The following is a 16,902-nucleotide window of genomic DNA, read 5'->3' as shown; positions in this document are numbered from 1 at the left end:
AGGTTCTTATTCGTAACCCGTCTTGCCTATCCATCAGGCTAAGACGGGTTTTGTTATATAAATTTATCAACTTTTTAGAATGTTCTACCTGTATAGCGGTCAGGATTAGATCTATAGGTCAAAATTAAACATAGATACCGAACCACTTATAAGGTGGTCGAGTTGTGAGGAGAGGTATATGAAAATTCGTTTGATTACTGTTTCACTACTAGTTGGATCTTTTCTTGGGATAGGGGCATGGATGAGCGCTCCAAAAAATTCACAAGCAAAGGCTGAATCATTGCTGATTGCTCAGTCTAACGTAGCAGTCGGAGCAATTAACCCTAATGCACCTGTTCGGATTGAGGTTGTGAATGCGGGAGGGGCAACTATTCTATGCCGTCTGACGTTGCCTGCAACAGATGAGAGGACGGTAGAGCCCGGTGAGAGCGTGACATTTGGTAGTTTAACGACAAGTTATTTACCACTTCCAATTAATTTCTTAGCCTATCCTGAAAATCAAGACATTGGTTTGAGCCTCTATGTGATTACAGAGGGAAATAATATCAAGGTAGTCGTAGCCGAAGCCCGAAGTGACCTACCGGGTACTATTGCTATGAATGTTGGTCTTGACGGAGGTATTTATCTCTACTGATGTTCTTGATACTTAGCCAGCAAGTTGATACTCGCTTTAGACGACTTTGCTTGCAGCGATCGCCCATTGGGTGCTGCACAGATTTCCCGAGTCGCTAGAATGCTCCAAGATATGAGATTCTTGAAACGGGAACTTCACCGAATATATTTATGCGATCGCGTTCATTTTTTGTCATCTTACTTGGAGTCGTCCTAGCATTTTTGTCTGTTGGAATTGGCGGGTTCTATTTGCTTGTCCTGCGAGATCCTGCTATGCGTCTACAGCAACCTGTAGAGTCAGTGCCATCAGCATTGATGTTTATTCCTCAGCGTGCGCCTTTCGTGTTTGCACTCCAAGCGAATCCAGAAAATATCGAAGCTTTTAAGCAGACTGGTTTGACGGCGGATGAACGGCGATCGCTTCATCAATCATTTCTTCAATTCAAGCAAAATTTGTTAGAGGGTACGGGGATCCGATATACGCAGGATATTCGTCCTTGGCTTGATGACGAGATTACCGCAGCGATTGTGTCTGAGGATTTTGACCAAAACTCAGCGAACGGAAAACAGCCGGGTTACTTGCTTGCTTTAAGTATTCAAGACTTACCTCGTGCTCAAGAATTTTTGCAATTATTCTGGGAAAAGCGCGTTCTTTCTGGCATGAATCCCCAGATGGAACAGTATGCAGGTGTAAAAATTACGGCGGATGACTCGGTTGCTACGGCTCGTTTTGGCGATCGCTTTGTACTCGTTAGTAATTCTGCCAAAGTTTTGCGTCAGGCTCTCAACACAGTACAGGTTCCGGAATATGGCATCAGTCATCGTGAAGCCGTTATGAATGCCATGCGTCAGCTTCCGACCGATCGGATAGGGATGCTTTATGTGAGCGAGGATAAAATTCAGGAATTTCTCAGTCTTGATCAGAACACTAGCCCAGATTCCACAGACGATGGATTTGTTGCAGCGATCGCATTGAATGATCACGGTATTCGCCTAGAAGGTCAAGACATAACATCTACTCCTCCTACAGCTTCAGGTGCTGTTCAACCCACAGCATCGGAGTTTGCCTCTTTGGAATCTATTATGCGCTACGTGCCGAGTCGTAGTGCTGTGGTGTTGTTTGGGTTTGATAGCCAGCAACTCTTTAATTCCGTCTCTTCTTTTCCGCAGCGCTTGATCGACTCTCGGTTAGAACCGTGGCGTAAGCGTTGGCAAGCGTTGTTTATGAACGAAGGTGCTGCACCTGTATCTGGTAGTTACGCTTTAGTATTACTAGAAAATCAGCCAAAGCCAGAGTGGATTTTTGTGAGTCATCCTGTTGATGATGCCGTTGTTAGTGCAACAGAACCATCGGATTGGATTACAGCCCTAGATGAAGCTGGACGAGCAGAGGGGTTAAACGTTGTTACGCTGCCACTCGGCGATCGCTCCATAACAGCGTGGACTCGAATTGAATCTAACATTGTGCCTTTGCCGAATCGAAAACCTTCAAGTGCTGTTACAGAAGATGTAGTCTTTGATGCTGAGGTTGAAGGTGTCTACACAATAATCGATCAGGTTCTACTGGTCGCCAGTTCTCCGGAAGCTATGAATGCAGCACTCAATGCAGATTCTCTCTACACAGTTGGGGGAATGCAGCAATCTCTAGAGGGACTATCGAGTACGTCTACAGACTATCTATATTTCGACGGACGATCGCTCCAATCGATGCTGGAAGAACGATTGGGATTAGATACTGCCTTGGCACGGACGCAACCGCTATCAGGAGCCATACAGTCGCTGACATTGAGCAGCGATCGCCCTTCCCGAAAAACAGGGTTTATCCAACTGCAATCGTCTTAATGCGCTACGATGCCTCCATAGTGGTCTGCTTGGGATTACCTAATTATGAGCGATCGTGTTTCTGAGACTTCTGGCTGGGCTGAATCGTTTCAGCAGAAGTTTGATGCTTTAACACCGCTGATTTTGAACAAGTATCAGCAGTTAGATGCTGATACCCTTGCCTACACTGAGGGCAATCTTGATTTGGTTGTAGACTACATTGCAGCGCAAACGGATCATACCCGTACCCTTGTTCAGCATCATTTAGGAGAACTCTATTCAGGTCTGAAAAAAACGCTGAAAAGGTGGATGTATCCGAAAAATCTGAAAAAGCTGAATCCATCGACTCCACCAGTTCTCGAAAAGATGCTGTAGAACAAACCCTTAAGGAATTTGAACGTAGGGCTGAGAATCTAATTTCATGATTTGAATATGATCTTTTGCCCAATGTCGGGAGCGATCGCGAAAAGCTCAACAATAGTCTGATAACCGCTTTCGGTGTTGGGTTTGTAATCGGGATGATTTTTGGAGGTCTGGGGCGTGGTCGTCGATGAAGTGATGGATGCAATTAGTGTCTATGGTCGGCGTAGCCTGCGGATTGTCACCCGTTTGGTAGATATGCATCTGGAACTGGCTAGCGGGAACTGTCGCTGGAACAGCGTCGAATCATCAGTGCATCGATAGTGTTGTCGATTGGAACAACGCTGATGATGTCAGGTATTACCTTGATGCAAGTGATCTTCGTTCTGTGGATCTACCAAACGCGATCACACTGGCTGATTTGGAGTGCCAGCCTAGTGGGTGGAGATATCATCATTGGTGCTTTTTTTCTTTGGATAGCCTTGCAGCGGCTACGCGGACCCTACATGCAAGAAACGCTGCGCCAGATGACGAAGACGGCTTCGTTGCTTACTCAAGATGGGTATGACGAATAAGCATCAGTACTATAGGAACACTATGGGATGTTTCTCAAGGATGGGACGCCATACTCGTCGTAACGTTTTGGTAGGGGTTCTCAGTGCACTATTCATCCTGGTTACCCCTTCATTCGCGTTTGCTCAACTACCAACCCTTCCGACACCCAATATATCTGAAACAGTTCCTATAATGCGGCCACCAGCCGGAGTGGAGCAAGTTGGAAATTTAGAAGTTGCGCCCGTTCGGTTTGAGGGAAAAGAACTATTCAAAGTGGCGGCACCGCGCGTGCGCGATCGCACCAATCCCGGTGATCAAATTCCTGTCGAGCTGCGAGCAGAGCAGATTGAGAGCAGTCTCAATCCAGGAATGCAGTGGTTAGGCGGGCGTGAATTGCGACGACGGGTACGGTTAGCGCTCGAACGCCACAATATTGCCATTGGTAAACCCCAGCAGGATATGTGGTACCGGAATACGCTGCACTTGATGTCTCAAAACGGTTCTTCTACTTCTGATACCGATATGGGCGAACCAGCAGACTTAAATCGTTAGATGGCTTTACAGATCTTGCGATCGCCCTCTCTATAGCGCTATAACACCTCTACACCTTACTGGAGATATATGTGTGGTACTCCTTTAAGCGCTGGCTTGTCCGTCGACGACAACACCTGAATAAGGTTCGCAAGGGAAATAGTGGAGACTGGTCGTGGTTAAGCTCTAAACCACTACCGTTATCGCTCCTAAATCGCAATCTTTGGCGCAGTGCAGAACCCTCTGGCAGTTACTTTGTACTGCTTAGCCTTTCCAGCATTATTGCGACCCTCGGCTTGCTTGCTGATAGCAGCGCCACCATTATTGGGGCAATGATCGTGGCTCCGCTCATGGGGCCTATTTTGGGAATCGCGTTTTCGATGGTGATGGCAAATCGTCGCTTGCTGCGTCGGTCTAGCCTGTCGCTGATTCTGGGAATTCTCCTGACAGTTGGTTTATCTGCACTGATTTGTCGTTTGGTCGGCTTAACGTCGTTAACCCATGAGGTTCAGGCGCGGGTTAGTCCCACCCTCCTAGATTTGGGGGTAGCCTTAGCTGCAGGAGCTGCAGGTGCCTATGCAAAATCTCGCCGCAATATTGCGGATGCGCTACCCGGCGTGGCGATCGCCGTTGCCTTGGTTCCACCGTTGAGCGTCGTTGGGATTGGAATTGCGCTGCAATCTCAGCTTGTGACTGTTGGAGCCTCTCTCCTGTTTTTAACCAACTTAGCTGGAATCATTTTTAGCGGTGGATTGGTTTTCCTTTTTCAGCGGTATGGATCGATTGAGCGAGCCCAGAGAGGCTTAGCGATAGCGATTTCGGTGCTGGCATTATTGGGGATCCCGTTAGCGCTTTCGTTTCAAGATTTGATTGTGCGTGAACAAACGCGCAGTGAAATCAATCGGTTAATTCGGCAACGGACGCTGACCTTTGGCGATCGCGATATCCGAGCACTAACGGTAAGTCGGAGCAAAGACGGATTAATTGTGCAACTGGAAGTGGCGTCTGCCGAGAATTCGATTACGGAAACCCAGGTGACCTTAGTACAGGAATTTTTGCAGCAGGCACTCAAGCGTCCTGTGGTGCTACGAGTGACTTTGATTCCGGTACAAACCTTTGAAGTTCCGTCCTACTCTCTGGAGACGCCTTGACGTTGTTCTAGCTATCTAGGCTCTAGATATCTAGATCCGCTAGGTTTAGGCGTGAACCATAGGTTTCGATGAATTCGCGGCGAGGAGCAACGCGATCGCCCATCAGGATAGTAAAGATGCGATCGGCTTCAGCCGCGTCCTCAATTTCTACCTTCTTCAATGTACGGCTTTCGGGGTTCATGGTAGTGTCCCACAGTTGCTGGGGCATCATTTCCCCCAATCCCTTAAAGCGCTGCACTTCGTACTTAGCGTTGTCGGGGAAGCCTGCAATGATTTGATCTCGCTCGCGATCGCTGTAGCAGTAATAGTGATTGCGGCCTCGTTCCAGCTTGTAGAGGGGAGGACAGGCAATATACACATAGCCCTGATCCACCATCGATCGCTGATAGCGATAGAAGAAAGTCAGCAAGAGGGTGCGAATGTGCGCGCCATCTACGTCCGCGTCGGTCATGATGATGATGCGGTGGTAACGCAGTTGCGATGAGTCAAACTCTTCGCCTTTAATACCTAAGCCCAGGGCTGTAATCAGGGCTTGGATTTCAGCATTTTTGTAGATCTTGGCATCGTCAGTTTTTTCGATGTTAAGAATCTTACCGCGTAGGGGCAGGATGGCCTGGAAACGGCGATCGCGCCCTTGTTTGGCTGAACCACCCGCCGAGTCTCCCTCGACGATGAAGATTTCTGATTCGGCGGGATCACGGGAGCTACAGTCGGCCAGCTTACCCGGTAGTGTGGAGGATTCTAACACCGACTTTCGGCGTACCAGTTCACGGGCTTGACGGGCAGCCTCCGCCGCTTTGAAGGCTTGGATGGCTTTGTCTAAGATCGAGTCTGCGACATTTGGGCGGAAGTTTAGGTACTCCGTAAGGGCTTCGTTGACCAAGGAGTCAACAATGCCGCGTACTTCCGTGTTGCCGAGCTTCGTCTTGGTTTGACCTTCAAATTCCGGGTCTGGCACTTTGACTGAAATGACAGCCGTTAGCCCTTCCCGGATGTTTTCCCCCGCCAGATTTGGGTCATTGTCCTTCAGCTTGCTGCGTTTACGAGCGATCGCGTTCATCGAACGGGTCAGAACGGCCTTCAACCCTTCTAAGTGGGTTCCACCATCGATCGTGCGGATATTATTGGCAAAGCCTAAAAGATTATCGCTATAGGCATCACTACACCATTGCAACGCTGCTTCGACTTGAACATTGTTGCGCTCGCCCTCAATGAAGATGATCTCCTCATGAAGCGGTTCTTTGTCTTTATTGATGTAGGCCACATACTCACGAATGCCGCCTGCATAGTGGTATTTCTCAACGCGAGGTTGATCGCTTTTCAAGAGATCAAGCCGATAATCTGAGAAGGTAATTTCTACCCCAGCATTGAGGTAAGCGAGTTCGCGCAGACGACCCGCCAGAGTGTTGTAGTCAAACTCGATCCCACCTGTAAAGATCTGGGCATCTGGCTTGAAGCGAACAGATGTGCCTGTGCGATCGCCGGGCATGGGCGCAGAGACCAGTTCACCCTGGGGAACGCCTCGTTCAAAACGTTGATTATGTTCTTTCTGATCGCGCCACACGGTGACCTCTACCCATTCTGAGAGGGCGTTCACCACAGAGATCCCGACCCCGTGCAAGCCCCCCGACACCTTATAGCCACCGCCGCCGAACTTTCCGCCCGCGTGCAGAACAGTCATCACTGTTTCAAGGGCTGACTTGCCAGTGGTGGGGTGAATATCGGTTGGAATGCCGCGACCATCGTCAATAACCGTAACCGAACCATCAGGATTTAATGATGCTTGGATATGCTTACAGTATCCCGCCAGCGCTTCATCAACGGCGTTATCCACAACCTCGTACACTAGATGATGAAGTCCGCGTGGGCCCGTGGTGCCAATGTACATTCCCGGGCGTTTCCGCACCGGGTCTAGACCTTCAAGGACTTGAATCTGACTAGCACCGTAATTATCTGCCATGTAGGGAACGCTCCTGGATTTGGTTCGTAACCACTTTTTGACGGCGAAGTTATCAAAAAGTATATAAATTCTAACACAAAAGGGTTAAGCGGGATTCTAGGGCTGTCTGAAGCGAGTTTTTTACTATGGATCCATGCCAGGTTTCTCGATAAAAAATCAATACTTTTGTACTCTTAGAGTCCCATGTCTATTCTAATCGTGATTTGTGGCCCAACGGCAACGGGAAAGACCGGATTGGCGATCGCCCTTGCTCAACGCCTACAGGGAGTCATCTTGAGCGCAGATTCGCGTCAGGTTTACCGCGAGTTTGACATTGGCACGGCTAAACCCACGGAGGTTGAACAACAGCAGGCTCCTCATTATCTCATCGACATTTGCGACCCAACCGAAACCCTGACCCTTGCCGACTATCAGCACCAGGCTCAGCACTTGATCCACACGTTTCATCAAAAGAACAGCGTGCCGCTGCTGGTCGGTGGCACCGGACTTTACATAAAGTCGATCGTGCGAGGACTCGTTATTCCACGCGTGCCGCCCCAGCCCGACTTGCGATCGCAACTGGTTAGCCTGGGACAACCCCAATGTTATGCCATGCTTCAGCAAATCGATCCGGTTGCGGCTGAAAAAATTCACCTAAACGATCAAACTCGGACGGTTCACGCCTTGGAGGTGTTCTACACGACAGGGATTCCGATTTCGCAACAGCAGGGGGAAGATCCACCCGCATACCCCATTTTAACGATTGGCCTTGACTGTGAGGGTGAGGGGGAACAGGATGCCTTAACCCAACGGATTCAGCGGCGCACAGCAATGATGATGGAGATGGGGTTTGTGGGCGAGGTGCAACGGTTGTGCGATCGCTATGGGGCAGATTTGCCATTGTTGAATACCTTGGGCTATCAGGAGGTGAAGCAGTATTTGGCAGGGGATATTTCCTTAGAAGAAGCGCAACGGCTGACAGTGCTGCATACGCGCCAGTTTGCCAAACGTCAGCGCACCTGGTTTCGGGCGGATTCTAGTATTCATTGGTTTGATAGCAATGCGGGGGATCTGGTGGAGCGGGTTTGGGCGGTGGTGAAGGTGGTGGAGGGGTGATGGGGTTAATTGCCTAGGGGGCCACGGGTGACGCCGAGTTGGTTTTGCAGGTGGAGCGATCGCCAGAGTTGGGTTCCGGTAATGGTTCCGATGAGGAGTTTTTGATATTGGTTAATGGTTTGTAGGACCTGTTCGGGGGATTCGTCTACGAATTCAATGCGGAAGTGACGTAATCCCAGGTTCAGCAAGGTTTGGACGTATTCGGCTCCGGTTTGGGCGGTGCCGTTGAATAGGGTGTTGCGGCATCCGGCATCGGCACGCAGGACATGTTCGGTTCCGATGCGATCGCGCAATGTCACCTGGTGGGTTTCACAGGGGCGACCGCAGTTGGTGTAGTCGGTTCCGGTGGAGAGGAAGGCACAAAAGACGCAGTGTTCCATGTGGAACATGGGCATGTGCTGATGGATGGTGACTTCAAACCAGGTGGGAGGGGCGCTGGTGAGGAGGTCAGTGAGTTGATCGATGTTGAGATCGTAGGATGCGGTCAGGCGTTCTAAGCCGTATTGCCGGAAGTAGGAAGCGGCGAGGGGATTGGCAACGTTGAGGGAAAAGTCGCCTGTGATTCGGTGTCCTTCAAAAAAGCGTAGGTGATCGTAATTTCGGATTAAATAGCCGTCGGCCTGGGATGCCTTCACCTGGTCTAGAATCCAGGTTTCACCCGGTTTGGTAATGCGTGGTGGTGCAACCCAAAGTTCTAATTTTGAATTTTGACTCCTCGCCTGGTGAACCTGGGCAACGGCCTGTTTGTAGGTACGGGGATCTTCAAATTCGCAGTAGATCGTGTCTACCCCGGTAGCGATCGCCGCTTCCAACTGTTCAAGATTGCGAACTAAGACAATCAGGGTGGGTTGGGAGGCTGGGGCAGACTCTACTGCGGGGAGCAAGTCGGCTAGGCAAGCATCGGAATTTATTTGCCAGCGTTTGGGGCGCGATCGCTCCTGATCCAACTGTTCCACTAGGTCGCGCCGCAGTCGGTTGAGTTCGCTGACGGGTAGCATCACCGCTCCCTCTAACGTTGAGGTCAACGCGGCTAAGTGATAGGGAGTGTTTCCTAATCGTCCGAGTTGTTCCTGGAGTCGCTCATCGGTCAACGGTTTGCTGTGGGCAGCGACTAAAGGCATCGCGGATTCCAACTGAACGAGATGCCCTTGCTCATCACGGGCGATCGCCACTAGGGGATGATCACAACGACCGTGTATCTCAATCCAGATTGGACGCTGAAACTTGGGGGTATCTCCGGCATAGGTTTGGCGAATGTGTTTTTCCAGGTCGGGATCGCTGGTTTTCCAGAGGCGATCGCCCACCTTCAGTTTGCGGAGGTTCAAATCATGGCGGCCAAAGGACAAACAGACTTCGGCACCCTTGCGATCCACTGTATATACCCGTCCGCCCTGTTCCTGCTTTTGGGTGGGAGCCTCAAACACAACCCCATCACCCGGTTTAATCGGTGCCTCTGCTTGAATCCAAACGCGATCGCCCTGAATCCGAGTCACCCGTCCCAGATACACACCTCGTTTTTTGCCATACTCCCCGTGGACGAGGGCTTGGTTATCAATGCCGCGAAACCATCCGGTGTAGAGTCCCCGGGAGAAGGCCATTTCCAACTCATAGCGCTCGCGGGGTGTGGTGGTGAAAGATGGGTCAGCGGTGGCGATCGCCCGATCCAGCGCTTGACGGTACACACGGGTCACATTGGCGACGTATTCCGGGGCTTTAAGGCGACCTTCAATCTTCAGGCAGTGGAGTCCGGCCTGGATCAGATCGGGTAAAACCTCTAGCCCGGAGAGATCTTGAGGACTGAGGAGATAGGCGCGATCGCCCAAGTCCACCGGGTTGCCATCGGCAATCAGGTCATAGGTCATGCGGCACGCCTGGGCACATTCCCCCCGATTGGCGGAGCGTCCCCCCAGGGCTTCGCTGGTTAAACACTGTCCTGAATAGGCCACACACAATGCCCCGTGGACAAAGACTTCTAGGGGCATCTCTACCTGTTCCTGCGCCATCTGGGTCTGAATGCGCTGAATGTCTTTTAGGGAGCATTCCCGCGCCAACACCACCAACTGACAGCCCAACTGTTTCGCAAAGGCCACCCCCGCCGCACTGGTGACGGTCATTTGGGTCGATGCATGGATGGGGAAATCGGGCGAAAGGTGGCGAATTAGCCGACACAGCCCCACATCCTGGACAATCACGGCATCTACGCCAGCGGTGATCATGGTGCGGAGATACTGTTCGGCTTCGGGGAGTTCCTGGGGAAAGACCAAGGTGTTGACCGTGACGTAGCCCCGCACGCCGCGCCGATGCAGATAGGCCATTAATTCGGGCAAATCGGCTTCGGTGAAGTTCTGGGCGCGCATACGGGCATTGAAGCGATCCAGACCAAAGTAGATGGCATCGGCTCCGTTTTCCACGGCCGCTTTTGCACAGTCCCAGTTTCCGGCTGGGGCAAGCAGCTCTGGGCGAGACTGGGGGGAGGGGTTGCCTGGGAGTTCGGAAGCCGGATGCAAAGAGGTCATGGAGTTATGCCAATTTTGAGTTTTGAGTTTTGAGTTGTCAATGCGTTGCACCATCAGTAATGCCGACGTTACATCTGTAGCGGTTATTTCAGAAATTGATATTAGGTGAGAACATCATTCCTTCGTGATCATATAAAATCCTGCTCGATTCCGGTTGTAGAATCAGCGATCGCCACTCCTCCCAGCCAAGCGCTACAGTAGAAGTAGAGATTTCAAAATCGGGTTACTGAGGCTAAAACCCATGCGATCGCCAATTTCGATTCCTAAACGTCGTCCGGATACGGTGGCAACGTTTGTGTTGATCGTGGGCATTGTGGATGCGGTGATGGGCAGCGTGAGTGGTCATGGGTCCCTGCGGGTACTGGGGTTAGTCGTGATGGGTAGCGCGATCGCCCTCCACTGGCCGCGATCGCCCAAACCAAGACGAGTTCCCTCTGGACGGTCGCGATCGCCCCAGCGATTGCTTCCGGCTAAAACTTCCCGTCCAGCCCTACCGCTGTCAATAGACACCGCGAAGCAATCCTAATGCGCTGCCTTGAATTGACCCCTTAGCAATTCGACCATGAGCCAAACTGCTGCACTGTTCAAAATCGGTGAGGTTGCTGCTCAGAGCGATTTGAGCGTTAAAACGATTCGCTATTACGAGGAGATTGGGCTGCTGACGCCAACGGTGGAGCGATCGCCCGATAGTAACTATCGCCTGTTTAAGCCAACGATTTTTAATCGATTATCCTTTATTCGGCGATCGCAGGCGTTGGGGCTAACGCTGCAAGAAATTCGCAATATTTTGGTCATTCATGATCAGGGACAACTCCCCTGCGGCGAAGTGAAGCTCCATCTCGAAGCGAAGGTGGATGACATTACCCACCAAATCGAGCAGCTTGAAACTTTGCGGAGCGAACTTCAGGGCATCCTATCCGGTTGGCAAGAGTCACCGTCAGAGGAGCGAATTGCCCGCACGATTTGCCCGAATTTGCAAACCCCTTAGTCCATTTGGCTGAGGGCTTCAGAAATATAGTCTGCGGTTGCCTCCACCAGGGCGATCGCATCTTCGTAGACCATCCGGGTTGGCCCTAGCATGCCAACGCTGCCGATGGGAACATTGTCCCGCTGATAGGTGGCAGACACGAGCGCGCAGTGGTTAATGGGCTGCAAGGGATTCTCAGAGCCGATCCAGACATTTGCCCGCCGCTGCCGAGGTTCAGGGGTGGCCGATTCTAGAATGAGCGCACAGAGCTGATCCTGTTCTTCTTCAAGAAGCTGAATCACGGTCTGAATTTGCTCTTTCTCTGAAAACTCCGGGTGTCGGCGGAGAACTTCAGCCACACCACTAATCACGATCTGGGTGGGAATGGGAGCCTGACTGCGGCGAATCAGTTCCGAGAGAGAAGCTTTGAGGGAATCGGAATAGCGTTCAAATTCTCGTCCCAGTTCCATCCAGTCGAGGTTTGAAATCTCAGCGATCGATCGCCCTTGGAGATGGTGATTCAGGAAGTTCGATAGAACCCGTAACTCTCGGTCAATCAACTCTGCATCAGGCTGACTCCCGGTAGGAGGTGCAGGAATGGGCATGAGCACAGACTGGGTCTCGTAGTAGTCCAAGACGACGACCAGCATGGCTTGCTGAGGTCTGAGCTGCACAAATTGCAGATGACGCAAGCTTACCGTCCGGGTCTGAGGCATGCTAATGAGTGCGATATACCCACTCAGTGTGGCTAAAATTTGCGCAGCACCTCGCAGAATCGCTTCAATACTGCCCTGTTCCCAATTCAATTGGTCAGACAAAGCATGATCCACCTGACGGGCGGCCATTTCCGAGGGGGTAATGAGCTGATCCACGTAAATGCGATAGCCCGAATCGGATGGAATCCGTCCTGCTGACACATGGGGCTGAAATAGCAAACCTGCCTTTTCTAAACGCCCCATCGCATTGCGGACCGTGGCCGAACTGACCTGAAGCTTGAATTCCTCGAGCAGGGCTTCTGACCCAACGGGCTTAGCAGTGGCGATGTAGTGGCGCACGGTTGCCCAGAGAATCTGTTGTTGGCGATCGCTGAGCTTGACTGACATAGACTCAAAGAAGATATGGGTATAAAAGGTTAATTAAAGGTTATCTAATACTGTAATACTCTAACGACTGGTCGGGACAGGAAGGCGTAGCCAAAACTACTGCACAAGATGTTTGGAATCTTCTTGTTTGATTTGATATGGCGGTCAGGGCTTCACCATCATGTCCAAGCCCTTAGTATTGGGGCACACTCCGATCGACCTGAACGGCATAGGCGGCAATTCCACCGGAAAGATTTTTAACGTTGGTAAATCCTTGTTGAATTAACCAGTAGCACATCTGCGCCGACGCACCCCATGATGGCACATCACAATCGTTTCAGCGTGCGGATCAAGCACACTTGAAATTTGCTCAGACCATTGCTCAAACTGGCTGAGAGGCAGGTTCATAAATCCATCGAGAGCGGCTAATTCTAGCTCGTGGGGTTCACGAACGTCGATGAGTTGCACTGCCCCATTTGCTACGCCTGAGCTTTGAACCTCAGCGCAACGGATGGCAAACTCTTCAACGCTAATCTGGGAAATGGATTGGGGATTAACAGACATAGCGGATTCAAAAGTAGGGATTCAAAAAAATTCAAACCATGAGTGCGGCTACTGATCAAGCTTGTAACCAAGCTTGGAGTATTCATAACGCTAGCAAAGTTTTAGACACGATGGGACACCTTTCGCGGTGCGCTAGCCAAAACTTCAGACATGAATTTCGCCGCTTTTCCGGATGGTGGATCAGGGGCTAGTAAACAGGAATGGTAGATGCACCCTGATTCAGATCCCGGAGATTAAACTTCGGGATTTTTTTTGACCGGATGCGGCTCGATCCGGGGGACATCAGGGAGCGATCGCCCCAGACCGTAGAGCCAAACTAATCCAGCAACACCAACGGTAATTCCCACCAGGCTAATCACCTGGGCAATCCGCAATGACCCCAGCATGAGGCTATCCATACGCAACCCTTCAATCCAGAATCGCCCTAAACTGTAGCCAACCCAGTAGGTTAAAAAGATCGTTCCCGGCTTCAATCGACCCGGACGGCGCAATCCCCAGAAAAATAGGGTTATCAAAAGACTAAAAACACCGATATTCCACAGCGACTCATAGAGAAATGTGGGGTGGAAATAGCTGAAGTCGGCATATCCACGCGGTCGCTGTTCCGGGGGAATATAGAGCTTCCAGGGAAGATCTGTGGGTCGTCCAAACGCCTCGGAGTTAAAAAAATTGCCCCAACGCCCAATCGCCTGCCCCAAAATCAGGGACGGCGCAACCACGTCAGCCAGTTGCCAGAAAGAGACTCGATTTAGCCGCGCGAAGATGATTGTGGCTAGAATCCCGCCCAGCACAGCGCCATGAATGGCAATGCCCCCTTTCCAAACGGCCAGTATCTCATTGGGATGCTGACTGTAGTACGACCATTCAAACAGAACGTAGTACAGCCGCGCACAGGGAATTGCGGCAAGCACAAGCCAAAAGGCAAGGTCAGTGACGAGCTCTGGATCCATGTTTCGCTTTTTGGACAGCCAGCGCGACAAATTAAGACCCACAACCACAGCGATCGCAATTAATGCACCATACCAACGAATGCTGAGTGGCCCCAATTGGACAAGGATCCGCCCTGGGGAGGCAAACTCAAACGCAAGCGGCAAGACCTGTAGCACCATTACCCGTCCTGTAACGATCGATAAACCATGGATACTCTACCTTAAGGCACTGCGGGTGGTACAACCTCAATTTGAAGACCCATCCCCAGCGACGTTCCCTATCTTAATCGAGTTGTGGGATGTTGCAGCCTGCCCATCGGCAGAGGTGTTTAGACATGATTGGACGAGTTAAATTTTAACTTTTGTTTTAATCTGTGTCTAAATACACATTATTTTTATTTTTTGAGGATTTGGGAGAGCTAAAAATCACGCTGTTGGAAAAAATCAAGATAGCTGCTGAATATGAACGTTTAGCTGTGTTTTTATGTTTAGAAATACGGGATAACTGGACAATGGCGATCGCATTCTTCAAGATTTAGTAGTGTTCACAAGGTTTTTAGGTCATTTACTGCGCCTTTTTGCTTCCCCAAATCAATCTCTTTTTCATTATTTTGAATTGATCCCGATGCTGTTTTAGCCCATTCTTCATGGCACCTTCAAATAAAAATTGACATAATATCGATTATTAAAATTTTCGCTGTGGCACGAATGTAATTCTTAAGACAGAATTAAGAATCTGATCTTTTTCGTACAATTTCAATAATCCTGGATTAATACATTTGCCTGGTTCAACGTCTGCGATCGCCATTTTTAAGTCCAAAAAAAGCCGTTATATCCTATGAAATCACCCACTACCTCACCGCTATCATTACAAACTGTTAGCCTAGAGACTCTTTTAGAAACCTGTTCAATGCAAATGGTGCGCTGCCCGAATTGCGGCAGTCCAGCCGCCCGTTACTATCAAACGCCGAGAATTCAAACGCAGTGTTCAGCCTGTGATTACTACATGGTGACCTGCGCCCACACGGGAAGTGTTGTCGAAGCCTACGCGCCAGGAATTTCTGTCCGGACTGGCGGCGGGTTGCAGATGCGCTAGGGCATCAACCTTTCACTGGATGAACGCAGATCGCCTAGGGAAATGTCCTGGGCGATCGCCTTATTTAGAGGTCGTTTATACCAGCTCTCCGTTTTGAGGTTTAAGTTTTGAGTTCCGAAAGCCATATCATTCCCTAGGTTACGCGTTGGCATCTATAACCCAATTTAAGAGAAACGGTATTAAGCACAAATTCGTTTCAACCTTCAGCCGCTTTTTGACTGGCTCGAAGCTGACCACAGGCGGCATCGGCATCCAGTCCTTTTGAGTATCGAATGCTGACCGCAATGCCATTATTTTTGAGAATTTGCTCAAAGGCACGGACGTCTTTATGGGCAGGACGTTGATAATCGGCGTCTTGGATGGGATTGTAGGGAATCAAATTCACATGATTCTGAAATCCTTTGAGCAGACGTGCCAAGGCTTCAGCATGGTGTGCCTGATCGTTCACATTGGCGAGCAGGATGTATTCAAAGCTAACCCGGCGTCCCGTTTGGCCGACATAGTCGCGGCATTCTTGCAGCAGCGTTTCAATGGGATAATGTTTGGCGCTGGGAATCAACTGTTCGCGCAGGGCTTGAAACGGGGAATGGAGACTCACGGCAAGGGTGACTTGGAGGTGATGGTCGCCTAGACGGCGAATATGTCCCGGAATGCCGACGGTCGAAATCGTGATCGATCGCTGGCTGATCCCCACATCTTCGTTGAGCGATCGCACCGCTTCCAGAACGCTAGCCGTATTCAACAACGGTTCGCCCATCCCCATAAACACGATGTGGCTCACCCGCTGCTGAAAATCTTCCTGAACCGTGAGCACCTGATCCACAATTTCATGGCGTTCCAGGTTCCGCAGAAATCCCCCTTTGCCCGTCGCGCAAAAATCGCAGGCCATTGGGCAGCCCACTTGAGATGACACGCAAACTGTGAGGCGTTTTTCGGTGGGGATGCCAACAGTTTCAATAATGTTGCCATCGCTGAGCCGCAGCAAGTACTTGACTGCCCCATCACTGGCTTCAGCACGGTAATGGATTTGCGATCGCCCAATCGGAGTTTGGGCCACCTGTTCTCGCCATGCCTTTGGAAAAACCGAGATATCGAGGAGCGAGCGCGCCCCTTGCTGATAAATCCACTGGTGCAACTGCTTACCCCGGTAGGCGGGCTGCTGCTGCTGCTGTACCCATTCCGTCAGTTCGGTGAGGGAGGCTCCGAGCAGGGGACGAGAACTTGTGGTGGTGGAGGAAAGGGTGGGAACTACTGTAGACACGGGTGCAGCGTAGGACATTACTAAGGAGGACAGCACGAAAGGGAGGAGCGATGACACCCCTCCCCCTATACTACTCGGTTCGTCTATGACCGTCGTGCAGCAGGCAGCGCAGGTTGAGCAGGCTCAGCCGTTGGAACCGGAATTGACGGTGAGTTCGGGACGGATTGCTCTACAAACAACTCCCGAACCATACGAGCGATCGCCCGTTGAGCCAATCCACTGACAACCTGTTGCCCCATCCAATGCAGTTCTGGCTTAACGACTAACTTTGGCACTAAGTTCACCAACTGCATCGGATCGAAACCGGGAGAGTCTCGCAGAATTTGGTCAATGCGGTTGAAATGTTCTAAGTTCTTTTGTTCCTCTGGGGAGAGGGTCGAGGACGTTGCCTTGGGCTGTTGG

At 50.8% G+C, this 16,902-nt stretch carries 17 protein-coding genes and 1 pseudogene; 11 read left to right on the top strand and 7 right to left on the bottom strand.

Annotated features, from left to right (window positions below; all coding sequences use genetic code 11):
* The first annotated feature begins 178 nt into the window (after window positions 1–178).
* The 7 genes from IGR76_01000 to IGR76_00970 all read left to right on the top strand — a co-directional run bounded on the left by IGR76_01000 (window position 179) and on the right by IGR76_00970 (window position 5,030).
* Entirely contained in the window at window positions 179–634 is a 456-nt protein-coding gene (locus tag IGR76_01000; protein ID MBF2077120.1) for a hypothetical protein, read from the top strand.
* Window positions 635–834: 200 nt separating this feature from the next.
* Complete coding sequence (locus IGR76_00995; GenBank protein ID MBF2077119.1) at window positions 835–2,454, top strand: DUF3352 domain-containing protein; 1,620 nt, start codon at window positions 835–837, stop codon at window positions 2,452–2,454.
* A gap of 45 nt (window positions 2,455–2,499) precedes the next feature.
* The gene (locus IGR76_00990; GenBank protein MBF2077118.1) at window positions 2,500–2,808 is read left to right on the top strand and encodes a hypothetical protein; all 309 of its coding nucleotides are present in this window, start codon (window positions 2,500–2,502) and stop codon (window positions 2,806–2,808) included.
* Window positions 2,809–2,973: 165 nt separating this feature from the next.
* A complete protein-coding gene (locus tag IGR76_00985; GenBank protein ID MBF2077117.1) occupies window positions 2,974–3,117 on the top strand; it encodes a hypothetical protein in 144 nt (47 codons plus the stop codon).
* Window positions 3,078–3,368 (top strand): phage holin family protein, encoded by a 291-nt coding sequence (locus tag IGR76_00980; protein ID MBF2077116.1) that lies wholly within the window; start codon window positions 3,078–3,080, stop codon window positions 3,366–3,368. Before IGR76_00985 ends, IGR76_00980 begins: the two co-directional genes overlap by 40 nt.
* 172 nt (window positions 3,369–3,540) lie before the next feature.
* Window positions 3,541–3,900: a hypothetical protein gene (locus IGR76_00975; protein MBF2077115.1), complete on the top strand. Its 360-nt coding sequence runs from the start codon at window positions 3,541–3,543 to the stop codon at window positions 3,898–3,900.
* 71 nt (window positions 3,901–3,971) lie between these two features.
* Window positions 3,972–5,030, top strand: a complete 1,059-nt coding sequence (locus IGR76_00970) for a TIGR00341 family protein (GenBank protein MBF2077114.1) — start codon at window positions 3,972–3,974, stop codon at window positions 5,028–5,030.
* Window positions 5,031–5,052: 22 nt separating this feature from the next.
* On the opposite strand, the gene gyrB is transcribed toward IGR76_00970, so the two are convergent.
* Entirely contained in the window at window positions 5,053–6,990 is a 1,938-nt protein-coding gene (gene gyrB / locus IGR76_00965; protein ID MBF2077113.1) for a DNA topoisomerase (ATP-hydrolyzing) subunit B, read from the bottom strand.
* A gap of 183 nt (window positions 6,991–7,173) precedes the next feature.
* Between gyrB and miaA the strand changes: the two genes are divergently transcribed.
* Window positions 7,174–8,085 (top strand): tRNA (adenosine(37)-N6)-dimethylallyltransferase MiaA, encoded by a 912-nt coding sequence (gene miaA, locus IGR76_00960; GenBank protein MBF2077112.1) that lies wholly within the window; start codon window positions 7,174–7,176, stop codon window positions 8,083–8,085.
* A 5-nt stretch (window positions 8,086–8,090) separates the two neighbouring features.
* Here miaA and IGR76_00955 read toward each other — a convergent pair whose 3' ends face one another.
* Entirely contained in the window at window positions 8,091–10,601 is a 2,511-nt protein-coding gene (locus IGR76_00955; protein MBF2077111.1) for a U32 family peptidase, read from the bottom strand.
* 241 nt (window positions 10,602–10,842) lie between these two features.
* On the opposite strand from IGR76_00955, the gene IGR76_00950 reads away from it, so the two are divergent.
* Together IGR76_00950 and IGR76_00945 are read left to right on the top strand one after the other, a co-directional pair.
* A complete protein-coding gene (locus IGR76_00950; protein ID MBF2077110.1) occupies window positions 10,843–11,127 on the top strand; it encodes a hypothetical protein in 285 nt (94 codons plus the stop codon).
* A 36-nt stretch (window positions 11,128–11,163) separates the two neighbouring features.
* Entirely contained in the window at window positions 11,164–11,589 is a 426-nt protein-coding gene (locus IGR76_00945) for a heavy metal-responsive transcriptional regulator (protein MBF2077109.1), read from the top strand.
* Here the strand turns inward: IGR76_00945 and hrcA are convergent.
* The 3 genes and pseudogenes from hrcA to IGR76_00930 form a co-directional block, all read right to left on the bottom strand.
* Entirely contained in the window at window positions 11,586–12,671 is a 1,086-nt protein-coding gene (gene hrcA / locus IGR76_00940; protein ID MBF2077108.1) for a heat-inducible transcriptional repressor HrcA, read from the bottom strand. The genes IGR76_00945 and hrcA overlap by 4 nt on opposite strands.
* 172 nt (window positions 12,672–12,843) lie before the next feature.
* Window positions 12,844–13,214: pseudogene (locus IGR76_00935) on the bottom strand (rhodanese-related sulfurtransferase).
* 233 nt (window positions 13,215–13,447) lie between these two features.
* Window positions 13,448–14,323, bottom strand: a complete 876-nt coding sequence (locus tag IGR76_00930; protein ID MBF2077107.1) for a prolipoprotein diacylglyceryl transferase — start codon at window positions 14,321–14,323, stop codon at window positions 13,448–13,450.
* A gap of 730 nt (window positions 14,324–15,053) precedes the next feature.
* Between IGR76_00930 and IGR76_00925 the strand changes: the two genes are divergently transcribed.
* Entirely contained in the window at window positions 15,054–15,239 is a 186-nt protein-coding gene (locus tag IGR76_00925) for a replication restart DNA helicase PriA (protein MBF2077106.1), read from the top strand.
* Between the two features lie 196 nt (window positions 15,240–15,435).
* Here the strand turns inward: IGR76_00925 and rlmN are convergent, their stop codons facing one another.
* Both rlmN and IGR76_00915 read right to left on the bottom strand, forming a co-directional pair.
* Window positions 15,436–16,518, bottom strand: a complete 1,083-nt coding sequence (gene rlmN, locus IGR76_00920) for a 23S rRNA (adenine(2503)-C(2))-methyltransferase RlmN (GenBank protein MBF2077105.1) — start codon at window positions 16,516–16,518, stop codon at window positions 15,436–15,438.
* A 65-nt stretch (window positions 16,519–16,583) separates the two neighbouring features.
* Window positions 16,584–16,902 (bottom strand): AarF/ABC1/UbiB kinase family protein (locus IGR76_00915; protein ID MBF2077104.1); only part of this gene is annotated, 319 nt, incomplete at its 5' end.

Source organism: Synechococcales cyanobacterium T60_A2020_003 (assembly GCA_015272205.1).
GTDB lineage: Bacteria > Cyanobacteriota > Cyanobacteriia > RECH01 > RECH01 > JACYMB01.
Note: the sequence above shows the minus strand (reverse complement) of the source record. Positions and strands in the feature narration are given on the sequence as shown.